A 20470-nucleotide genomic window follows, 5' to 3' on the forward strand; every position below is an offset into this window, starting at 1 on the left:
TATATCATATTGGCAAATGCTTAGATAACTTATTGCCCGCAAATATGCATCAACTTAGAGATTTTTTAGCAAATATAGAAAAATATGGTAAAGATACTTATATATATTTTGATAACATAAGATATAGCTATTATCAAATTTTGCAAAAATCATATAGTTTATCTAGATTCTTAGAGTCTTGTGGTTATAGGAAAATATATTCTAATCTAAAAAACTCGCCATTATCTGTAAGCTTGTATATAGCTAGTTGGATAGCAGATATAGATATTTTTGTGCCAATCAATCCAAGATTGGTTGATAATGAGCTAGCAGCGATAATTGAATATGATAGTTTATTTATTACAGATAAAATATCTAGTCTTGAAGTAAATAAATTGTATATAGAAAATCCGACATCGTTTTTTGAAAGTCTTGAATATACGCAAGATTATTCGATTTATGCTAGATCTCTAACAGCTCATGTAAGCTCTGGAACAACAGGATTTTATCAAAAGCATCTTCATGATATTAATCAAATAATCAATTATGCTAATGATAGAATTAATGATTTAGGTCTTAAACAAAATGACCACTTATTAGTAGCATTATCAATAAATCACGCTTTTGCTTTTTCTTATCAAGTCTTACCAGCATTAGCTGTTGGATTAAATATAACAATTATCCGTGAATTTGATGCAAGATTAATAGCAGAGATTATTAACCAAAATAATGTAACTGCTTTAGCACTGTTACCAACAATGTATCATTTTTTGTTAGAGCAAAACATTCATCGTAACCATAATCTATGCTATCTAAGTGTTGCTGGTGATATAGTTAGCGAAAGTTTAGCAAATCAAGTTGAAAATAAACTTGGTATACCACTGCTAAATGGTTTAGGTATGACAGAGGTTTTTGGATATGGTCAAAATATATCTGCCAATACAGTTAATAAAGTTAAAGTTTTTGCAGATACTCAAGTAAAAATAGTTAAATTTGAAAATAGTGACTATGGTAAAATCTTCATCAAAAATAATATGCTACCTCTAAATATTCAAACTGAGTGGTTAGAAACAGGAGATATAGGTAGTTTCGATGCTCAAAGCCATGAGCTTAGTTTTTATGGGCGTTATAAGGATATAATTATAAAAGGTGGCTCAAACATATCTCCAATTGAGTTAGAAACAGCAATTTTAAAAATACCAAATATTGATAATTGCATAGTTACATCTAAAAAAGATAAAATATGGGGGGAAACTATTTGGGCATATTTGGTAGCATCTCAACAATACTCATTAGAGTTTATAAATAATAAGCTAGGTAATTACATAGCTGAATACAAAAAATTAGATGGAATTATTTATATTGATGAAATTCCAACAACGACAACTGGTAAAACTGATAGAAAAAAACTAAAAGAAATGATTAATCATGAGTAATATCCAATTACCACAATTTGCAATTCTTGAAGATACTTTAACGAATAAGCAAAGTTACTATTTTTACAATCCAGTTGCAGAAGTTATAGCTAACGATAAAGAATCACTTGAGTTAGCTTTTGGACAATTGGAAGAACTGCAGCAACAAGGATTATATCTAGTTGGATATTTAAGTTATGAAGCTAGTTATTATCTTAATAATAATCTTTATGATTTATGCGATTTTGATGATGGCAAATTACTTCATTTTGTCGCTTTTAGTAATTATTCAAATGAAATCCCCAAGAATATAGTTTCAGATAAAAATATAGATCTAATGATAGATAGTCTTCATTTTGCAGATTATCAAAGAAGCTTTGATGAAGTTCAACAAGCACTTATCAATGGTGAAAGCTATCAGATTAATTTAACTAAAAATATCTTAGCTACTACAAAGCTTACTAGCTATGAGTTGTACAATAAGCTCAAACAACAACAATCAGTTAAATATGCTGCATATTTATCATTTTTAAACCCAGATATAATATCAATTTCGCCTGAGCTTTTCTTTAAAAAAGAAGCTGATAATTTACTTGTCAAACCAATGAAAGGTACAGCAAAGCTGACTGGTAATGACTCAGAAGATCAAAAGGTATATCAAGAATTATCATCATGTGATAAGAATAGGGCGGAGAACTTAATAATTGTCGATCTTTTGCGTAACGATTTATCCGCTATTGCAAAAACTCATACAGTTAATGTAGATAAACTTTTCTCAATAGAAAAATACAAAAATCTACTACAAATGACTTCACAAATCTCAGCAAAAGTAGATAAACAAATATCTTTCAGGAAGATCCTAGATGGCTTATTTCCTTGTGGTTCGATTACAGGAGCACCTAAGAAACGAACTATGGAACTAATTAAACAAATAGAGAAAGGTAAAAGGAGAGTATATACCGGAAGTATTGGATATATTATGCCAAATAATGATATGTGCTTTAATGTTGCTATTCGCACGATTCAACAATATCATGATAACTTACAGATTGGTGTCGGTGGTGGCATTACTGTTTATTCAGATGTACAGTCAGAATGGCAAGAAATGAATACTAAGATAAACTTTATACGCCAAATCTATCAGCCTGATTTTTGCTTAATTGAGAGCCTTTATTACTGCAATCAATTTAGAGATTTAGAGCTACATTTAGAGAGGCTTGAAAACTCTGCTAGACAGTTATTTTTTGATATTGATATTTGCAAGATTAGAGATCAACTATATGACTATCTAGATCAGTTAACTGATGATAAAAAATATAAAATCCGTCTAGAATATTATTATGATAAGTCTATAAATATCGAGCATACTGAAATTAATACTGCCAACCAACAAGCTATTAAACTAAAAATCTGCCCTGAGAAAATAAATTCAGCTAATAAATTATTTCAGCACAAAACTACACATAGCTCGACACGAGGCTTTTATACTCAAATGCATCACAAATATATTCATGAAGATAATTGTGAGCTTATCTATCTAAATGAAAAAGGTAATATTACTGAAACTAGGTTTCATAACATAGTTATTGAGAAAAATGATAAACTTTATACACCAAAATTAGAAGATGGTGTCTTAGCAGGTGTTGCAAGAAAATCTTTAATTTCTCAAGGCAAACTGCAATCCAAAAGCCTAAATTTTGATGATCTAAAAACTGCTGATAAAATATATCTTATCAATAGTGTCAGAGGCTTAATACCAGCGTATTTGGAGATTTAAGGTGGTTTTATATATTGATCATTATGATTCTTTTAGTAATACAATTATTGATTATATAACTTATCTTGGCTATCAAGTATCAATGCTAAAAACTGATGAGCAAATTGATAATATTGAGCAATATTCTCATATTATTATTGGCCCAGGACCAGGTCATCCGGATGAGCTTAAAAATATCTATCCAATCATTGAGTATTGTCAGCAAAATAATTTATCTTTGTTAGGAATATGCTTAGGTCATCAGCTTATTGCTCAATATTATGGTGCAAAAATCATAAAAGCTAAACAAATATATCATGGTAAACTCTCTGAGATTAAACAACTTCAATCATCTGTATTATACAAAGATCATCCACTGAAATTTGCTGTAACACGTTATCATTCTTTAACTGTTAATGATATTAAAGAGCCTTTGATTACTTTAGCCTCAACCGAGAATGATGAAATTATGTCTTTTGCTCATCGAAATGCAAATATTTTTGGTGTTCAATATCATCCAGAAGCATATTTGACCGAATACGGTTTATTAACTTTAAAGAATTTTTTAGCTCTTTGATTATATTTTTTGAGGTTTTATATAAAAGCTTAAAATATTAGCAATAATCAATAATCCCAAGAATAAACCATAAGCTATTTTATAACTCAAAAAAGTAGCAAAACCATAATCTACTAAAGCTTTTTGGATATATGCAGCCAGTGGGTTAATAATACTATTTAAGACATATTCAACTAAAAAAAGTAGTGACAATATACTAACAAGATAGCTTTGTTTGCGTTTATTTGCAGTATCAAAAACTATACCTGTAAAACCAAAACCAATACCAAAAAACAATGCAGCCAGACTAAGTATATAAATATTACTGATGTTGGTATAAAAGATCATAATAACTGAAATACTTGCTAGCGATGTAAAAATAAAAATATGACTTCTTTTGAGAAATTGAGTAGCAATAATTAGACCAACAACGATGGAAGCTATACCAGAAGCAAGTGATGCAATGCTATTACCTATTAAACCAGCTTGTTGGCTAGCTAGCTTAGTATTTAATAAGATAGTATTTCCCCAATAGCCAATAGTGTTGAAAAATACACAGGTAAAAAGACTAGCATAAAGTATCGTAAAGATTATTTGTCTATCTTTGAGAATATCTTTGATACCAGCAAAATAATCACTAAATGATTTGATATCATCGCTTCTAGGAATCCTACCATATTTAAATCTGCTAATAGAGTAGAGCATCAATATAACAAGCATAATACCTGCTAATGTCAAAACTATGTAAGTATAATTATATTGCTTAACAGCATAATTTAGCGGAGCTCCTGAAATAGAAACTGCTAACGAGCCAAAGAAATAAATAAAACCTGTCGCAATTGCAAATAGACGCTTATTCAGGATAATACTTGTTAGTCTATAAGCACTCATCATAGCAAAAGCTGTACCGACACCAATAATAAATCGTGAAGTCAGTAGAGTCGTTGAGTTAGTAGGAAACGCAAAAATTATTGTTCCAACTAGAACTATTGTCATCGCAATCATTACAGGGATATCAATACCATATCTATCAACTATAACTCCAACAGGTATTTTCATAATTAGCATTGCGATGCTGTATATTGATATAGCAAAAGCAATGTCAATACTAGAAAATCCATATTGATTTATCAATGGTATAGAAAATGCTGAAAGTGAAGTATTTATCATGCGAGTATACATATAAAATGCTACTGCACTTAACCATATTAAGATTAGGAAGATTTTTTTGGACAATGTTTTGAACCTGTATTAGAACGGTATTGGATATTTTCTTCTAACTTTTTCGATATCTGCTAATACTTCAGCTGACAACTCAAGATTTATAGCATCAATATTAGTCTTTAGTTGTTGCATAGTAGTTGCCCCAATTATACTAGAACTCATATATTCATTTCTAATTGTGAAAGCTATCGCCATTTGGCAAACATCTAAATTATGTTTCTTAGCGATTTCTAAATATTCTTTAACAGCCAAGTCAACTGTAGCATTTTGTCTAGTTGCAAATCGAGCTTTCTGCTCAGGTGATCCCATAACCTCATCAGACATTCTACTTCCAGCGGGGATATTACCATCTAAGTACTTACCACTTAAAATTCCCATTTGTAGTGGTGACCATGCTAGATAAGATATATCTTCAATAGCACAAGTCTCCATTACATCAGTTTCATCTCTTCTTCTAAGTAAGTTATACTCATTTTGTAAACTAACTATTCTTGGTAGATTATGTTTTTCGGCTAAGTTAATAAACTGATTTAGACCCCAAGCCGAATCATTTGATAATCCAATATGTCTAATTTTCCCAGCTTTAATAAGTTCATCACATGCTTTAAGTGTTTCAAGAATATTATCTTGTATTTGTTGTTTAGCATTAGCACCCTGAGCTGGTTCAAATGACCACCAATCTGCAAAATGATAGTTCGGTCGATTTACAGTCCAGTGAAATTGATATAAATCGATATAGTCTGTTTTTAATCTTCTAAGACTATTATCAACAGCTGAAATAATATTTTCACGATTTATCTGAGGATTCTCCTCATTTCTAGCCCAAGGTATAGGCGAGAATTTTGTAGCTAATATAACATCCTGTCTTTTTTGTCTAGAAGCAAACCAGTTACCAATTATTTCTTCTGTCTTACCATAAGTATCAGGTGTTGGTGGAACAGCATATAGCTCAGCAGTATCCCAAAAATTAACTCCTTGAGAAAGAGCATAATCCATTTGTTCAAAACCCTGATCTTGAGTATTTTGTGCCCCCCAAGTCATAGTTCCAAGACAGATTCTACTTATGTCAATGTTAGTTTTACCTAGTTTTGTATATTTCATATTTATCTTTAATTATTTTAAACTGTGAAAATTATAACAAATAATGGCCAAAATTTGATTTGTATTTAGTTTTTCTAAAATGGAACAGGATATTTTCTTCTAACTTTTTCAATATCAGCTAAAACTTCATCAGATAGGTTTAGATTTATCGCTTCAATATTTGTTTTTAGTTGATCCATAGATGTAGCTCCAATTATGCTACAACTCATATAGGCTTTTCTAATTGTAAAAGCTATAGCCATTTGACATATATCAAGATTATGTTTTTCAGCGACTTTGATATATTCAGTGACAGCATCATCATTAGTAGCAAATCTAAAAGCATAGCGATCTTCTTGCCCATCTAGAATTTCAGCAGACATTCTAGTACCAGCAGGGCGAGCACCATTGCGATATTTACCCGTTAAAACTCCTTGTTCAAGAGGTGACCATGCAAGATATGATATCTCTTCAAGAGCACATGTCTCCATGATATCCGTTTCATCTCTACGGCGATTCAGATTATATTCATGCTGAATACTTGCTAGACGTGGTAGATTATGTTTTTCTGCAAGTTTGATAAATTGATTTATCCCCCAAGCTGAATCATTTGACAGTCCTATATGTCTGATTTTCCCAGCTTTAACTAACTCATCGCAAGTAACTAAAATTTCATAGATATTATCAACTATACGCTGTTTATTTTGTTGACCTGCTAAAGGTTCAAAATCCCACCAATTACCAAAATGATAGTGAGGTCTATTTGTCGGCCAATGGAATTGATATAAATCTATGTAATCGGTTTGTAAGCGCTTTAGACTATTATTTACAGCATCAATGATATTTGTCTTATCAGTAATAGGATTTTGCTCATTTCTAGCCCATGTCATAGGCGAAAACTTAGTCGCTAATACTACATCATTTCGTTTCTGTCTTGTTTTAAACCAGTTACCGATTATTTCTTCAGTTTTGCCATAAGTCTTAGCAGTAGGGGGGATTGCATACATTTCGGCAGTATCCCAAAAATTAATACCTTGTGCAAGAGCATAATCCATCTGCTCAAAGCCTTCATCTTGAGTATTTTGACGTCCCCAAGTCATAGTTCCAAGACATATTCTACTAACATCAATATCAGTTTTACCAAGTTTAGTATACTTCATAGCTAATTTTTAAATTTAAATCTGTATAGAAATTATAGCCTAAAACTTAAGTTATTCTAATGAAATCTTTCTATTGAGCTATAGATACTGATTTAGTCGATGGTGTTGGATTATATTTAATATCTGCGTTAGGGAATGCATCATAATTCTTACGAGCTTGGTGTAATTTTGTAATATCTAATTTTTCTATAACTACATCTTCTTTATTGAAATTACCCATATTTAAATGATTGAGTTTAAAAGCTTTATTCTGAGGAGATGTAAAAATTATTTGACTTACACCATCAACTCCTTGAGTATTTTGTTTATCTAAGCCTGAAGCCATACCTACTACCATACCATATGCAAAATTTTGAATAGATAGCATTTTCATTGCAGTATGGACTCTATTTAAACCATACAAATCATTGGTGTAAGATGGTGCGATTATAATATCTGGCTTAACTTTTGAGAGTTGTTCAGAGACATTCGGAAATTCACTTGTATAACATATTACAACAGCAATTTTAGTGCCTTTATAATCTAGTACTAATATATTTTTACCAAACTTATTATAGCCAACATTTCTTTCTTCTGGAGTTAGATAAATTTTATCATTTTCTATTACTTGCCCGTTGGGCAAACCTACCAAAACAGTATTGGATATTTTACCATCATTATTTTTGGCAATAGTTCCACCTATAACAATCATCTGGTATTTTTTAGCTAAGTCGGTAACCAAATTTTTAGTTTTACTATAGTATTCACTAAGTTTAATAATACTATCCTTACCCCATGGTAAACCATCAATTAAGTTTACCGTGTTATCTTCAGGAAAGACTACAATTTCAGCTCCTTGATCTTTAGCTTGCTTAGTTAATCTATTCATATCATTGGCAAACTCATCAAAAGACTGTTGTTTGATTAGCATTTGCGCAGCAGCAATACTGATTGTTTGGCTATATCCATAACTGCTAATAAATATGATGATAATTATTAAATATTTTAGGTGTTTAACCATTCTAATTATTCTCCTATCTAGGAAAGTAATTTACTTTCTAGATCTTAAGATGCCTGAGACTGTATACTTAAATATTCTGATTTAGTTTGATAAACTTTAGAGCCATTCTTCATTAGTTTAAGAAATGCTTCTACATCTTTATTTTTAAGAGCTTGATTCATAGCAGCATGAGCATCATCTATTGATTTCCACTCAATGATATCAACCCATTGATTTGGATTAACAGTATTTTGCGTTAGAGTCCTTTTTATAAAACCCTGATATCCTTTTAGCTCTTGTGTCACTTTACTAGACAAATCGAGTACTTGTTTAGTAGATGTATCTTCTGATGTTTTAAAAGAGACTATCTCTAAAATAGGTGGATTGCTAACTGCATGAGCATCAGATGTATCTAAAAGCAAAAAAAGCATACCAATCGTGAGACCGAATATAATTGCGACTTTCAATAACATTTCTTTGAACATATTATTCCACAATATAAAATTATAACATTTATACCATTATATAGTTTTAAAATCTTTCTTCAATCTCGGCTCAATCTTTTAATAAACTAAAAATATCTTTTTAAGTAAAATTTAGCTATTCCCAAATACTCATGGACTATAGCCTGCGTTATATAAAAATTATATGCACTAGGTAGAAGACCTATTTCAGGAGTTACTTTAGATGAAGCTATGTTTATTGTATTTATATTAAAGCTATCAAAGATTAACTTAGCTCTTTGATAGTGAATACCTCCTGTAATTAAGCAATATGTATTATTGTGATCGCTTAAAATCTTTTTGGTAAATTGAGCATTCTCGTAAGTGTTTTTAGATTGTTTTTCTAATCTTATTTTTGATTTAGGAATTCCTAACTTATAGAGAATATCAGCATAAACTTCAGCTTCTGACAACTTATAACCAGATGGAGAACCACCACTTATTATAATATCTTGAGGATATTCGTTATAGACTTCAGCAGTCTTAAGGAGACGATCATAAGCACTAATGCTAGGTTCTAATTTATCAAATGCTTGACTGACGCCAGCTCCTAATAGAATAATTGCTTTGGTATTCGCACATTGTTCAATATCTGTGGATTCTAATTTAATAGGTTTAGCCAAGATATTACCAATAACGCCATTACCCACGAGATAGTAGATAATTGTTACAATGATAACAAAATATCTAAGATAGCCTGTTGCAAATATACAAACAATTATTAGGATAATAAAAAATAAAAATCCAATATCTAATAAACTACTCATTTTAGAATCATTCTTTTTTAGCAAAGACACCACCAAGCATTTCGGTATATGTTTCAGAGTTTTGATTATTTGTACCTCTAAATGATACACAGGTATGTTTTGCTTTTATCTTTACACTTACATCATCTGTTGAGAGGATGAATTTTAGAGTTTCAAATATTTGAGCAGTCATTCTTTCTTGTATTTGTGGACGTCTTGCAAAGAAGTTGCAAATACTATTGATACGACATAAGCCTATAATATTATTATTTTTAGGAATAAATGAAACTTCAGCAATACCTTCAAATGGCACAAAATGATGCTCGCAAAATGACATTATAGTTATATTTTTTTGTGTAAGTATTCCTTCATATTTGAATTCATTCTCATATAATGCACAAGCTGGAAAATTAGCATAATCTAAACCATTGAATATTTCTTGAGTAAACATCCTAGCTATTCTAAAAGGTGTTTTTTCAAATTCATGTGTCTGTAATCCTAGAGCATCTAATATTTCACGATATGCTTTTGAGATCTTAGCAATTTTAGCATCGTTATCAAGTCCAAAATTTCTCGCTTGTTCTAGACCTAATTTTATGAGATGTTGTTGTACATCTCTACCTAACTTAGAACAGTATTTATCATTCATATTTTACTAGCTTTCAATTTAATTAAATGGGCTTTAGGTATTATATTATTTAATAACTCATCTTTATAGAGTAAATAGAGGCTATTAGTGTTAATATAGCTATGCTAAAAAATACCGGAAATAAAAAATTCATGCAATTCTCAGATTTAGGTTTAAATCCTTTAATATGTAGCGCTTTAGAAAAAAAAGGCTATACAAAACCAACTCCAATTCAAGCCAAAGCGATTCCATTAGTTTTAAAAGGTAATGATGTCATGGCATCTGCCCAAACAGGAACAGGCAAGACAGCAGGCTTCACATTACCAATTATCCAAAGACTTCTTGATCAACCAAAAGCTCAAGCAAATCGAGTCAAAACTCTAATCCTAACTCCAACAAGAGAGTTGGCAGCACAAATACAAGAACAAATTCAAATATATGCAGCGAATACTCATATTCGTTCAGCAGTGGTTTTTGGTGGTGTTAGTATCAATCCTCAAATGATGAAGTTACGCAAAGGAGTTGAGATTTTGATAGCGACTCCAGGTAGGTTACTTGATTTATATAGTCAAAATGCTCTTAAATTTGATAGTTTAAATACATTTGTTTTAGACGAAGCAGACAGAATGTTAGATATGGGTTTTATTAATGATTTAAAAAGAATTCATAAGCTTTTACCAAAAAAGTTACAAACATTAATGTTCTCAGCTACATTTTCACCAGAGATAAAAAATCTTGCAAGTGAATTTCTTGATAATCCTCAATCAGTATCAGCAGATGTTGTAAATACAACAGTCAAAAAGATTACGCAGAAAATTTATACACTAGATAAATCAACTAAGATTAATGCTTTGATTTCACTAATAAAAGATCAAGATCTACATCAGGTTTTGGTTTTTTCGCGTACAAAGCATGGCGCTAATAAGATATCAGAGAAGCTAAATAAAGCTAGTATAACAAGTAGTGCAATACATGGTAATAAAAGCCAAACAGCTAGAACAAAGGCATTAGCAGATTTTAAATCCAAAGATATAAACGTCTTAGTTGCAACCGATATCGCAGCACGAGGAATTGATATTGCCCAACTACCATGTGTAATCAATCTTGATCTACCAAATGTAGCTGAAGATTATGTCCATAGAATAGGCAGAACTGGTAGAGCAGGGCAAGATGGTCTAGCTATTTCTTTAGTAAGCGCAGATGAAGTTGAATCACTATCAAATATAGAACATTTAATTGGACATCTGTTACCACGAGAAGAGTTAGAAGGTTTTGAGGCTACTCATAATGTACCTATTACAAGTATGTCACGTAAAACTAAGGCTAAAAAAATTGATGAAGTCAAAATAATAGCAGCCAAAAGAGCTAATAAAAATAATAAAAACACTAATCAAAAGAAAAGCTCAAATCATAATAAAGATTTTGCAAAAAAGATAAAACAAAAAATTCATCAGAATAAAAGTGTCAGAAAGCCAAAGGCTCAAGATTAATTATTTTGTAGGTAATACAGCATTCTCTTCATGCATTCCATGAGTGTTCTCAGATACGAAATGTACTCTCGTACTTTCAATGATAGAGTTTAACCATCCGCGAGCAATCCACATAATAGCTGCGATTACTGCTACAAATATTCCTATAGTTAAAAATACATGTCCATATACAGCTAGACCTTCTACTTTTGTAAATACAGTACCTGCTTCTGGAGCTGTCAAAGCACCTACATAACCACCAATTGGACCAGCAACCATTGTTGTTAGAGCCCACATTCCTAGAGCAAAACCACTCATTTTGCGTGGGAATAGCTCAGCAACCATAGATAAGCCTAATGCTGAGATTAAAAGCTCGCCAGTAGATTGGAAGAAATAGCTAGCAACTAACCACCATCCAGATACAATACCATCAGTAGCTGTAAACTGTGGGAAGTATAGTACTAAAAATGCCATAGCACATAGTGTCATACCAAAGCAGAATTTTGTTACATGCGTACCAGGTATCTTCTTATATATTACAGATAATAAAGGTGACATTAGTACAATTACTAATGGATTAAGTACCTGCCATTGCTCACCATGAACAGTCATACCTAAGAAGTGAGGATCAACATTATTAACTGCAAAGAAATTAAGTGAAGTAGGCATTTGTTGATATAGTACAAAGAAGATAATTCCCTGAACAATCAGTATTAGAGCTACTAACATTCTTTTTCTTTCATGGTCAGATTGTTTGAACATTTGCATAAAGAAGTATATTAGTGCTAATACTGCAATTACAACCACTATACTAGTACATAAAGTAGTATCTTCTAAAATATTACCTGTAATAAATATAGCTATACAAGCTCCTATAATCACTACTAAGACTTTCATCCAAGACATTTTTTGCTTACCAGCCTCTGTAGCAATTCTCTGGATTTTTGGATAGAAAACAGTATAACTAATCAAACCAAGAAACATACCAAATGCAGAGCATAAAAAAGCATGTAAATAGCCATACTTTGCAGCTAATATAGGGGTTATAAGCATAGATACAAATGAACCAATATTAACAGCCATATAGTATAAAGTCATAGCACCATCTAGAGCTGGGTCACCTTTTTCAAATAATTTTGAAATTAAAGAAGTAGGATTAGCTTTAAATAGACCTCCACCTATCGCAACACCTGCTAATGAGTACATTACGACAGTTTTTTCTGTACTACCGAATGAATCTGCTATAACCGCACTAAAACTAAGAGATAGGTAAGATAAAAATAAAATTCCTGCTCCGATAAATATCGTACGCTTAGCACCCAAATAGTTATCACCAATCCAACCACCAATTAATGGACCACCATATAGTAGTGCCGAAAATGAACCAAAAATCAACATTGCCTCAGATTCACTGAAGCCTAATTTTTTAGCAAAGTATATGGCTAATATAGCTTGCAGACCATAATAACCAAATCTCTCCCATAACTCTAATGTCCACAATACCCAGAAAGGGGTAAGATTACTTTTTTTTGAATGATTTACATCACTAATAGTCACAATTATTCTCCTATTTTGAACAATACAAAATAACCTTTTATAAAAGGCCAAAAATTCATCATAGAGTATTTAAGCTATAAAAACAATGATAAATAACAGGGAGGATTATATTTTTATTCAATATGTATTAATATACGTTTAATATCAACTATCTAACAATTACAGCAGTCCCATAACAAAAAACTTCTGTACCACTAGTAGTTCCACCTAAACTGCTTGAATCATATCTTATAGCTACTATAGCATTAGCACCTAACTCTTGAGCTTGATTTGTCATCTCTTGCTCAGCATGTAATCTAGCTTCCTTACAGACATTAGTATAAGAGGTATTTTTGCCACCTATTATATTTTTTAGTCCACCTAGTATTCCTTGAGTTATAGTTGGAGTTCGCACAATTATCCCTGTAACTAGACCTTTGTGTTCTATAATTTCTCTTTTACCAAGAGTATCAGCTGTAGTCAATATCATAAGATTTCCTTACATAGTTACAAGCTCTTCTGAGCTAGTAGGGTGGATAGCTATAGTATCATCAAAGTCACGCTTTGTAGCGCCCATATTGATAGCTACTGCAAATCCTTGTAGCATCTCATCAACATTTATACCAATCATATGACATCCAACAACTCTTTCATTATCACCTGTTACAACAAGCTTCATAACGGTTGGCATTCTATGACCAGAGATAGCACAATATAGAGCTGTAAAGCGAGATTTGTATATCTTTACATTACCATCACCATACTTATCTCTAGCTTCTTTTTCAGTTAATCCTACAGTACCAATAGCAGGGTGCGAGAAGATTACTGTTGGGATATATTCTAGATTAGCTTTTAGATTAGTTTCACCATTAAATAGTCTACGAGCTAGATATCTACCTGTTTTGATAGCTACAGGTGTAAGTTGTGGCACGCCTGAAGCATCACCTAAAGAGTACACCCCTTTAACATTTGTTTCAGACCATTCATTAGCAGGAATTATACCTTTCTCAGTAATATCTATATCGGTGTTTTCTATACCTAAATTATGAGTATTTGGCGCGCGACCAGTTGCCCATATTAGAGTATCAACATTTTCTAAAACCTTACCTGTATCAGTAGTGATTTTTAAAGTACTACCAGCTTTTTCAACTTTAATGATATTTGTATGGTTCATGATATTTAGGTTTGTCATTTGCATACATTCAACCAGAGCATCACTAATACAATTATCAAACTCCATCAATGGCTTGTCTCTACGCACCATAACAGTTGTATCTGTACCATGAGCATTTAGCACTCCAGCGATCTCAACACCAATATAGCCACCACCAACGATTACAGCTTTTTTTGGAGTTTCTTCTAATTCGAAAAACTCATCAGATGTGATACCAAGTTCAGAGCCTTCGATATTTTTTGGCACAACAGGGTAAGCACCTGGAGAAATAAAGATATGATCTGCTGTCAGTTCTGTACCATCATCTAGAATGATAGTCTTATTATCTTTAAACTTACCCCAATTATTAAAATGAGTGATGTTCCATTTATCTAATAGTCTGTCATAGAAACCATGAATATTACTTATGTAAGTAGCTCTTTTTTCTTTGAGCTTTGCCCAGTTAAATCCTTTAACTTCAACGTCAAAACCATAGCCTGCGACATCGTGTTTTAAAGCTTCTGCTAGATTAGCTCCATACCACATAGCTTTTTTAGGTACACAACCTCTATTTACACATGTACCACCGAGTTCACGTTTTTCGATAATTGCAACTTTTTTACCAAACTTAGCAGCCTGTACAGCAGATGCTATACCACCAGAACCACCACCTAAACTTATTACATCAAAATGATTATTACTCATTCTATTTCCTTACTATTTATTTTATGAATACAATTTTACTTATTTAGTTTGTAAATATGTAGAGTTTTAGTTACTTGTCCATTTTCATCTACTTCACCAAAACCGATTGCTTTAATCTTAAAGCTAATTGGTTCTAGTTTCGTATCTTTGATAATCGCATTAAAATCTTTGTCAAAGCTATCTCTTTCTTGATCTGTTTGTAAATTAGCAGCTAATATACTTATATGAGGATTAAATTCTGCAAAAGCATTTGGTGAACCATATTTTTCAAAAGATACTAATTTGCTCGGATAGAATTTAACCCAACTTGGAGCAGGATAGTCTTTATCTCTATATTTTGCTAAGTTACTTATTGCAGAGTTTGATAATCGCTGTAATGATTGAGAGTTTTTGATATCAAGCATTACAAAGCCACTTTTACCAGCACTAAAACCAGTAGTTTTTATATAAAATGATTTTGTGTTCTTAGCAAGATCAGCTAACTGACTCTCAATATTATTAAGATATTTGCTTTGAAAACTTGTTAAATACAATGTTAAATGTACTGGATGATTTTTGATAAATGGAGTAGTCTTGTATTTTTCTAGTACATTTGTTTTAGCTAAAGAATCATCAAATTCTTTAACATATTTATCAGCTGTAGTATCTGGGATTAGATAAACATTATACTGTTTGAAACTCTCTGCAAAGCTATCTAGTGTGATAAACAGAAATGCAAATAAAATAAATAACTTATAAAATAATTTATCTTTCATTAATATTCCTCGAGTTGATTTATAAGTATATTAAACGATTCTATAATATCAGTTTCTGCGGTATCAATTCTAATAATGTCTTCTTTCCATGATTGATAATCTCTATTTACAACATCTTGCCAAGTAGGGTACTTGTTTGGGTTTGATTTATATCTAGTTTCTATTCTATTTTGATGAGCTTGTATATCGCTACAGATAATTTCTATATTTATAACTTTTGTATCATTTATCTCTGATAATGAGTTCCATAATTCTCGAGACTCTAAGATAGGATTGCAACAATCTATAATTACACTTTTACCAAGCTCAAGGTTTTCCTTAGCTTGATAATAAACTATTTCATAGCCTTGTTTATTTAGCTCTTGCGAATATGCTTTTTTGAGATAGTACTCAACAGTATCTACTCTGAAGTAGGCTACATTAGTCAGAGCCTGAGCTAGTTGCTTAGCTAAAGTTGTTTTGCCTACTCCTGGTAGGCCTGAGAAGACGTAAGCTTTTGGCATGATTTTAACTTTTAGTGTATCTACATTTTGGGAAATTATTACACCCCAGAAAAGTCTGTCCTTGTTTTTCTCCTTTTTTAACAGTTCTCTCTACTAGTAAGCCTGAGCATTTTGGACAAATTTCTTCCGATTTATACTTTTCTTTAAGATTTTTAACATGTTTATAATTATTTACTATATTATTTTTTTGTTTCTGATTTTGTAATATATTTGAGTATTCTTCTAACTTAGAATAACTAAGCCTATCAAGATTTTGCTGCTTTAAATAATTTCTTAATCGAAAGATTTTAAATACATTTTCTGGCATTTTTGTTTTAAAAGTCGCGCTACCAACAAAAACTACAATATTATGAATAAGGGTTTCATCTTCTAAGTGCAGCATAGTACTAATAGTTCTAGCATGCTTATAGTTCTGATGAATTGGATTTTGAAACTTTGATTTATGTTTATATATTTGCTGTGTCCAGTTATGACTTTTAGAATCTCCGAATATCCATCCTTTCATATTCTTAGTTTCAATTACAAATATACCTGATGGAAGAAGCAATATATGATCTACTTGGGTAGTATCTTTATCAGTAGGCAGTAATAAGTTATTCAATAAGATACCTTTTTTATCTTTGACAATATTTTTTACTGATAACGCTAAGATCTTTTCACCAATCCATCCTTTAAAAAAAGGAGTTTTTATAAATAAAATAAATAGTGCAATAATCCACAAATACCAATATTCTAGAAGTGCTGAAAATATCGGTAATAAAATTGCTGATACATTCATATTTTAAACCTCATAATCATAACTAATAGTTAGCGGAGCATGATCTGAGAACCAGTTTTCTTTGTAGACATAATCAGACTCTGGCACAACCTTATCTTTTAGAGTAGGTGTTGAGATATGATAATCAATTCTCCAGCCGACATTATTTGCTCTAGCCTGTCCACGATTTGACCACCAAGTGTATTGTAACGGTTCATGATTGATTACTCGGAAAGTATCAACCCAACCTAGATCATCAAAAATATGATCTAACCAAGCTTGCTCTTCTGGTAATACCCCAGATGTCTTACCATAATTAGATTTCCAGTTTTTGATATCTATCTCTTTATGCACAATATTAAAATCACCACAAACTATAAAATCTCTACCAGATTCTGCTTGTTCTTTTAATATTTTTTTATATTTTTCAAGAAACTGCATTTTATACTCTTGGCGAATATCTCCACTAGAACCACTAGGTAGATATAGACTGGCAATGCTGAATTTTTCATAGTCAAACTGAATATATCTTCCTTCATCATCAGCCCAATCTAATCCAAGCTCTTTGATTACCTTTAGAGGCTTTTTCTTAGCATAAATAGCTGTACCACTATAGCCTTTTTTAACAGCATCTTTAAAATCATAGTAATAGCCATCTGGGAAATGCTGTTCATCTTTTTCTATCTGATGAAATTGGGCTTTAGTTTCTTGTATACACAAAAAATCAATATCTTGAGTTTTAAACCACTCCCAAAATCCTTTCCGAGCAGCTGCGCGTATACCATTAGCATTGAATGTCATTACTTTTATCATCAGATTATTACTAAGTTTTAAGATTCATTGAGACATTTTAGCATTTTAGAACTAGTGGTGTAATAGTAAATACTTATTGAATCAATAAATGTTTTTGATAGTAAATATTCTTATAGTACAAGTTTTATATTGTTATAATTACGTAATCATAAAAAATTGAATTAGCATTATGTCTAACTATATTTCCAAACAAAAAATCAAAGTAAGTCAATCATCGACAGGTGAAGATATTCATGTAGAGAAAATAACTATCAAAGGTTCTGATTCATCAGCACCAAGTGTATATATGCAAGCAAGTATGCACGCTTCAGAATTACAAGGAAATGCTGTAATGATAGAGCTTTTAGAGTATTTCAAAAAGCATCAGCCAAAAGGCGATGTTTATCTAATCCCTCAATGCAACCCTATCGGTAAAGATGTATTTATAGGAGCAGGGCACCAAGGTAGATTTGATTCTGCAACAGGAGATAATTTTAATAGATACTATTTTTACCCATCTATTGATTACTCAGCATTTGTCAAAGAACATATCAACTCTACTACAGCGGAGTATAAGCAAGCTTTTGAAAATCTTTTACAGCAAGAATTAGATAAAGAACTAGCAAATGAGTGGGAGCTATCTAGAGCTAAAAGATTAAATCTTCTAGTCCAAAGAGAAGCCCAAAAGGCAGATTATGTCCTTGATTTACATACTGATACAGATGCTACTACTTATTTATACACTGCAGATTTTGCAAGATATACAGCAGAAAAATTTGGCTATAAGGATATGTTGATTATAGATAATGATAAAGCTGGTGGTGCTCTTGATGAAGCCACATTTTGTCCATGGTGGCACTTATCTCAAGAGTTTAAAAAACAAGGTAGAGATGAACAAATACTAAAAGAGGGCTATACACTTGAATTAGGTTCTGAGGAATATATAAATTTTACTAATGCTAAAATGCAAACTCAAGGCATCCTTAATTACCTGAAACATAAAGATATTATCGATTCACCTTTTGATACAAATTTATTGAATACTGATATTAGACATCATGTCTATGGAGCTAACTATAAACACCTAAAAGCAATTGAAGGTGGATTATATGAATGGTTTATAAAGCCAGGTGATATTTTCAAAGCTGGAGATGTAATTGGTCAATATATTCAGACATCTACCATGCAAAAGAAAGACTTAATTCTACCTTATGGTGGTGTTGTAATTAGTATTCATAATACTGGTGCAGTCTGTCAAGGAAGCCAATTGATTAACTTGGCTATTATCTAATTATTACTGGCAAAATATATGAAAAAAATATTATTAATTAATGGTAAAAAGGAATTTGGGCACTCGAAAGGTGCTTTGAATCAATATCTAAATGATATCGCTGAAAAGCATCTTAAAAGCTTTGGTCATGATGTCAAAGTTACAGTTATTGACGATGGTTATGATATAGATGAGGAAATTCAAAAGTGGCTTTGGGCTGATACAGTGATTTATCAAATGCCAGGTTGGTGGATGGGTCCACCTTGGATTGTCAAAAAATATATTGATGAAGTATTCACCACAGGTCATGGTGTTATGTATGCTAGTGATGGTCGATCTAGACATGATGCTAGCAAGAAATATGGATCTGGTGGTTTACTTCAGGGTAAAACATATATGCTCTCATTAACATGGAATGCTCCATTAGAGGCTTTTGTGGAGAAAGATCAGCTTTTTGAAGGTGTTGGAGTTGATGGGGTATATCTACACTTTCATAAAGCTCATGAATTCATAGGCATGAAAGGATTACCAACATTTATTGCAAACGACGTTATTAAAGATCCTAAAATTGAGGAGTATGCTGAGAATTATAAAAACCATCTAGATAAAGTTTTTAACAAATATGAAAACGTCATGAAAAAAAGTATTAATGGTTACAACTAGTCATAGCAAAATGGGTGATTTGAATAAAAAAACTGGATTATGGCTATCAGAGCTTACTCACCCATATTACAGTATTCTTGATGAAAATATCATAATTGATATTGTGTCAATTACTGGTAGAGAAATCCCTATTGATCCTAATAGTGTTGCTGAAAAAGATCTTCTAAATGATAGGTTTTTAGCAGATGATAATTTGAAAAATATTATAAAAAATAGCACTAGTCTCAGAGATGTAAATATCAAAGAATATGATGCAATAATATTTGCTGGTGGACATGGGACAATGTGGGATTTCCCAAATGATTCTAATGTACAGAATAAGATTTTAGATGTTTATTCTAGAAATGGAGTAGTTGGTGCAATATGTCACGGTGTAGCAGCTCTGATAAATGTTAAAGATAATGACGGGAAAAATATTATTAGCGATAAAGAAGTAACCGGCTTTAGTAATAATGAAGAAAAAATCGTCGGTTTGACTGATGTTATGCCTTTTTCTCTAGAAGATAGTTTAGTCAAAGTTGGTGCTAAATATAGTAGTGCTTTGGAATGGCAATCTTGTGTAAAAAATGATGCTAAAATTATTACTGCTCAAAATCCCAAATCAGCTACAGACTTTGGTAAACAGATAAAACAGACATTAATTAATAACTAATAATTTTCCTATTTATCTAACTACTCTGCAAGAATCATTACAGGTGCAGCATATGAAACATTATGAGAAAAACCACTTATTGGGTGTAAACTACCACCAAAACCTAAGTTTGCTAGACTAAACATAACTACTACTGATAGAATTAACTTTTTCATTTTTATACCTTTAAATATTTTGATTTATTTTCTG

Annotated in this window: 22 protein-coding genes; 7 read left to right on the forward strand and 15 right to left on the reverse strand. The window is 31.6% G+C overall.

Going from position 1 to position 20470, the window contains the following annotated elements:
- Window positions 1-44: 44 nt before the first annotated feature.
- From F7308_RS06625 to F7308_RS06635, 3 genes are read left to right on the forward strand one after another with little or no spacing between them, the layout of a single operon-like run.
- Window positions 45-1415: a class I adenylate-forming enzyme family protein gene (locus tag F7308_RS06625; protein ID WP_013923083.1), complete on the forward strand. Its 1371-nt coding sequence runs from the start codon at window positions 45-47 to the stop codon at window positions 1413-1415.
- The gene (locus tag F7308_RS06630) at window positions 1408-3171 is read left to right on the forward strand and encodes a bifunctional chorismate-binding protein/class IV aminotransferase (protein ID WP_013923084.1); all 1764 of its coding nucleotides are present in this window, start codon (window positions 1408-1410) and stop codon (window positions 3169-3171) included. Before F7308_RS06625 ends, F7308_RS06630 begins: the two co-directional genes overlap by 8 nt.
- Window position 3172: 1 nt before the next feature.
- Complete coding sequence (locus F7308_RS06635; RefSeq protein WP_013923085.1) at window positions 3173-3727, forward strand: anthranilate synthase component II; 555 nt, start codon at window positions 3173-3175, stop codon at window positions 3725-3727.
- Here F7308_RS06635 and F7308_RS06640 read toward each other — a convergent pair whose 3' ends face one another.
- From F7308_RS06640 to folE, 7 genes are all read right to left on the reverse strand, one after another.
- Entirely contained in the window at window positions 3728-4888 is a 1161-nt protein-coding gene (locus F7308_RS06640; RefSeq protein WP_013923086.1) for an MFS transporter, read from the reverse strand.
- Between the two features lie 69 nt (window positions 4889-4957).
- Window positions 4958-6031 carry an aldo/keto reductase gene (locus tag F7308_RS06645; protein ID WP_013923087.1) on the reverse strand — a complete coding sequence of 358 codons (1074 nt, stop codon included), beginning with the start codon at window positions 6029-6031 and terminating at the stop codon, window positions 4958-4960.
- Window positions 6032-6105: 74 nt separating this feature from the next.
- A complete protein-coding gene (locus F7308_RS06650) occupies window positions 6106-7170 on the reverse strand; it encodes an aldo/keto reductase (protein ID WP_013923088.1) in 1065 nt (354 codons plus the stop codon).
- 70 nt (window positions 7171-7240) lie between these two features.
- Window positions 7241-8170 carry a nitrilase-related carbon-nitrogen hydrolase gene (locus tag F7308_RS06655; RefSeq protein WP_013923089.1) on the reverse strand — a complete coding sequence of 310 codons (930 nt, stop codon included), beginning with the start codon at window positions 8168-8170 and terminating at the stop codon, window positions 7241-7243.
- 44 nt (window positions 8171-8214) lie between these two features.
- Window positions 8215-8634, reverse strand: coding sequence for an antibiotic biosynthesis monooxygenase family protein (locus F7308_RS06660; protein ID WP_013923090.1), 420 nt, complete (start codon window positions 8632-8634; stop codon window positions 8215-8217).
- An 86-nt stretch (window positions 8635-8720) separates the two neighbouring features.
- Window positions 8721-9419, reverse strand: a complete 699-nt coding sequence (locus F7308_RS06665) for a YdcF family protein (protein WP_013923091.1) — start codon at window positions 9417-9419, stop codon at window positions 8721-8723.
- 7 nt (window positions 9420-9426) lie between these two features.
- Window positions 9427-10047: a GTP cyclohydrolase I FolE gene (folE, locus tag F7308_RS06670; RefSeq protein ID WP_013923092.1), complete on the reverse strand. Its 621-nt coding sequence runs from the start codon at window positions 10045-10047 to the stop codon at window positions 9427-9429.
- Between the two features lie 131 nt (window positions 10048-10178).
- Here folE and F7308_RS06675 point away from each other — a divergent pair, with 131 nt between their 5' ends.
- A complete protein-coding gene (locus F7308_RS06675; RefSeq protein ID WP_013923093.1) occupies window positions 10179-11516 on the forward strand; it encodes a DEAD/DEAH box helicase in 1338 nt (445 codons plus the stop codon).
- Here F7308_RS06675 and F7308_RS06680 read toward each other — a convergent pair whose 3' ends face one another.
- The 7 genes from F7308_RS06680 to F7308_RS06710 all read right to left on the reverse strand — a co-directional run bounded on the left by F7308_RS06680 (window position 11517) and on the right by F7308_RS06710 (window position 17717).
- The gene (locus tag F7308_RS06680) at window positions 11517-13052 is read right to left on the reverse strand and encodes an oligopeptide:H+ symporter (RefSeq protein ID WP_013923094.1); all 1536 of its coding nucleotides are present in this window, start codon (window positions 13050-13052) and stop codon (window positions 11517-11519) included.
- Between the two features lie 148 nt (window positions 13053-13200).
- A complete protein-coding gene (locus tag F7308_RS06685) occupies window positions 13201-13521 on the reverse strand; it encodes a YbjQ family protein (protein WP_013923095.1) in 321 nt (106 codons plus the stop codon).
- 9 nt (window positions 13522-13530) lie between these two features.
- The gene (gene gorA, locus F7308_RS06690; protein WP_013923096.1) at window positions 13531-14889 is read right to left on the reverse strand and encodes a glutathione-disulfide reductase; all 1359 of its coding nucleotides are present in this window, start codon (window positions 14887-14889) and stop codon (window positions 13531-13533) included.
- A gap of 35 nt (window positions 14890-14924) precedes the next feature.
- Window positions 14925-15644, reverse strand: a complete 720-nt coding sequence (locus F7308_RS06695) for a 2'-5' RNA ligase family protein (RefSeq protein ID WP_013923097.1) — start codon at window positions 15642-15644, stop codon at window positions 14925-14927.
- Window positions 15644-16147 carry an AAA family ATPase gene (locus F7308_RS06700; protein WP_013923098.1) on the reverse strand — a complete coding sequence of 168 codons (504 nt, stop codon included), beginning with the start codon at window positions 16145-16147 and terminating at the stop codon, window positions 15644-15646. The genes F7308_RS06695 and F7308_RS06700 overlap by 1 nt, the downstream gene beginning before the upstream one ends.
- Window positions 16148-16151: 4 nt before the next feature.
- Window positions 16152-16925 carry an NERD domain-containing protein gene (locus F7308_RS06705; protein ID WP_013923099.1) on the reverse strand — a complete coding sequence of 258 codons (774 nt, stop codon included), beginning with the start codon at window positions 16923-16925 and terminating at the stop codon, window positions 16152-16154.
- A gap of 3 nt (window positions 16926-16928) precedes the next feature.
- Window positions 16929-17717, reverse strand: coding sequence for an exodeoxyribonuclease III (locus F7308_RS06710; protein ID WP_013923100.1), 789 nt, complete (start codon window positions 17715-17717; stop codon window positions 16929-16931).
- 169 nt (window positions 17718-17886) lie between these two features.
- On the opposite strand from F7308_RS06710, the gene F7308_RS06715 reads away from it, so the two are divergent.
- The 3 genes from F7308_RS06715 to F7308_RS06725 are packed head-to-tail and all read left to right on the forward strand — an operon-like array spanning window position 17887 to window position 20281.
- Window positions 17887-18987 (forward strand): M14 family zinc carboxypeptidase, encoded by a 1101-nt coding sequence (locus F7308_RS06715; protein ID WP_013923101.1) that lies wholly within the window; start codon window positions 17887-17889, stop codon window positions 18985-18987.
- Window positions 18988-19005: 18 nt separating this feature from the next.
- On the forward strand, window positions 19006-19629 hold the full coding sequence (locus tag F7308_RS06720) for an NAD(P)H-dependent oxidoreductase (protein ID WP_013923102.1): 624 nt from the start codon (window positions 19006-19008) through the stop codon (window positions 19627-19629).
- On the forward strand, window positions 19616-20281 hold the full coding sequence (locus F7308_RS06725) for a type 1 glutamine amidotransferase domain-containing protein (RefSeq protein WP_013923103.1): 666 nt from the start codon (window positions 19616-19618) through the stop codon (window positions 20279-20281). Before F7308_RS06720 ends, F7308_RS06725 begins: the two co-directional genes overlap by 14 nt.
- Window positions 20282-20301: 20 nt before the next feature.
- Here the strand turns inward: F7308_RS06725 and F7308_RS10405 are convergent, their stop codons facing one another.
- Complete coding sequence (locus F7308_RS10405; RefSeq protein ID WP_013923104.1) at window positions 20302-20436, reverse strand: hypothetical protein; 135 nt, start codon at window positions 20434-20436, stop codon at window positions 20302-20304.
- Between the last annotated feature and the right edge of the window lie 34 nt (window positions 20437-20470).

Origin of the sequence: Francisella salina (genome assembly GCF_000219045.1) — a bacterium.
Lineage (GTDB): Bacteria > Pseudomonadota > Gammaproteobacteria > Francisellales > Francisellaceae > Francisella > Francisella salimarina.

What these genes read in the sequence shown, in the direction of transcription:
- F7308_RS06675 (WP_013923093.1), top strand. Translation starts at nt 10,179, where the DNA reads ATGCAATTCTCAGATTTAGGTTTAAATCCTTTAATATGTAGCGCTTTA.
- F7308_RS06650 (WP_013923088.1), bottom strand. Translation starts at nt 7,170, where the DNA reads ATGAAGTATACTAAACTTGGTAAAACTGATATTGATGTTAGTAGAATA.
- F7308_RS06655 (WP_013923089.1), bottom strand. Translation starts at nt 8,170, where the DNA reads ATGGTTAAACACCTAAAATATTTAATAATTATCATCATATTTATTAGC.
- F7308_RS06705 (WP_013923099.1), bottom strand. Translation starts at nt 16,925, where the DNA reads ATGAATGTATCAGCAATTTTATTACCGATATTTTCAGCACTTCTAGAA.
- F7308_RS06695 (WP_013923097.1), bottom strand. Translation starts at nt 15,644, where the DNA reads ATGAAAGATAAATTATTTTATAAGTTATTTATTTTATTTGCATTTCTG.
- folE (WP_013923092.1), bottom strand. Translation starts at nt 10,047, where the DNA reads ATGAATGATAAATACTGTTCTAAGTTAGGTAGAGATGTACAACAACAT.
- F7308_RS10405 (WP_013923104.1), bottom strand. Translation starts at nt 20,436, where the DNA reads ATGAAAAAGTTAATTCTATCAGTAGTAGTTATGTTTAGTCTAGCAAAC.
- F7308_RS06700 (WP_013923098.1), bottom strand. Translation starts at nt 16,147, where the DNA reads ATGCCAAAAGCTTACGTCTTCTCAGGCCTACCAGGAGTAGGCAAAACA.
- F7308_RS06640 (WP_013923086.1), bottom strand. Translation starts at nt 4,888, where the DNA reads ATGTATACTCGCATGATAAATACTTCACTTTCAGCATTTTCTATACCA.
- F7308_RS06665 (WP_013923091.1), bottom strand. Translation starts at nt 9,419, where the DNA reads ATGAGTAGTTTATTAGATATTGGATTTTTATTTTTTATTATCCTAATA.
- F7308_RS06645 (WP_013923087.1), bottom strand. Translation starts at nt 6,031, where the DNA reads ATGAAATATACAAAACTAGGTAAAACTAACATTGACATAAGTAGAATC.
- F7308_RS06630 (WP_013923084.1), top strand. Translation starts at nt 1,408, where the DNA reads ATGAGTAATATCCAATTACCACAATTTGCAATTCTTGAAGATACTTTA.
- F7308_RS06725 (WP_013923103.1), top strand. Translation starts at nt 19,616, where the DNA reads ATGGTTACAACTAGTCATAGCAAAATGGGTGATTTGAATAAAAAAACT.
- F7308_RS06715 (WP_013923101.1), top strand. Translation starts at nt 17,887, where the DNA reads ATGTCTAACTATATTTCCAAACAAAAAATCAAAGTAAGTCAATCATCG.
- F7308_RS06720 (WP_013923102.1), top strand. Translation starts at nt 19,006, where the DNA reads ATGAAAAAAATATTATTAATTAATGGTAAAAAGGAATTTGGGCACTCG.
- F7308_RS06685 (WP_013923095.1), bottom strand. Translation starts at nt 13,521, where the DNA reads ATGATATTGACTACAGCTGATACTCTTGGTAAAAGAGAAATTATAGAA.
- F7308_RS06710 (WP_013923100.1), bottom strand. Translation starts at nt 17,717, where the DNA reads ATGATAAAAGTAATGACATTCAATGCTAATGGTATACGCGCAGCTGCT.
- gorA (WP_013923096.1), bottom strand. Translation starts at nt 14,889, where the DNA reads ATGAGTAATAATCATTTTGATGTAATAAGTTTAGGTGGTGGTTCTGGT.
- F7308_RS06660 (WP_013923090.1), bottom strand. Translation starts at nt 8,634, where the DNA reads ATGTTCAAAGAAATGTTATTGAAAGTCGCAATTATATTCGGTCTCACG.
- F7308_RS06625 (WP_013923083.1), top strand. Translation starts at nt 45, where the DNA reads ATGCATCAACTTAGAGATTTTTTAGCAAATATAGAAAAATATGGTAAA.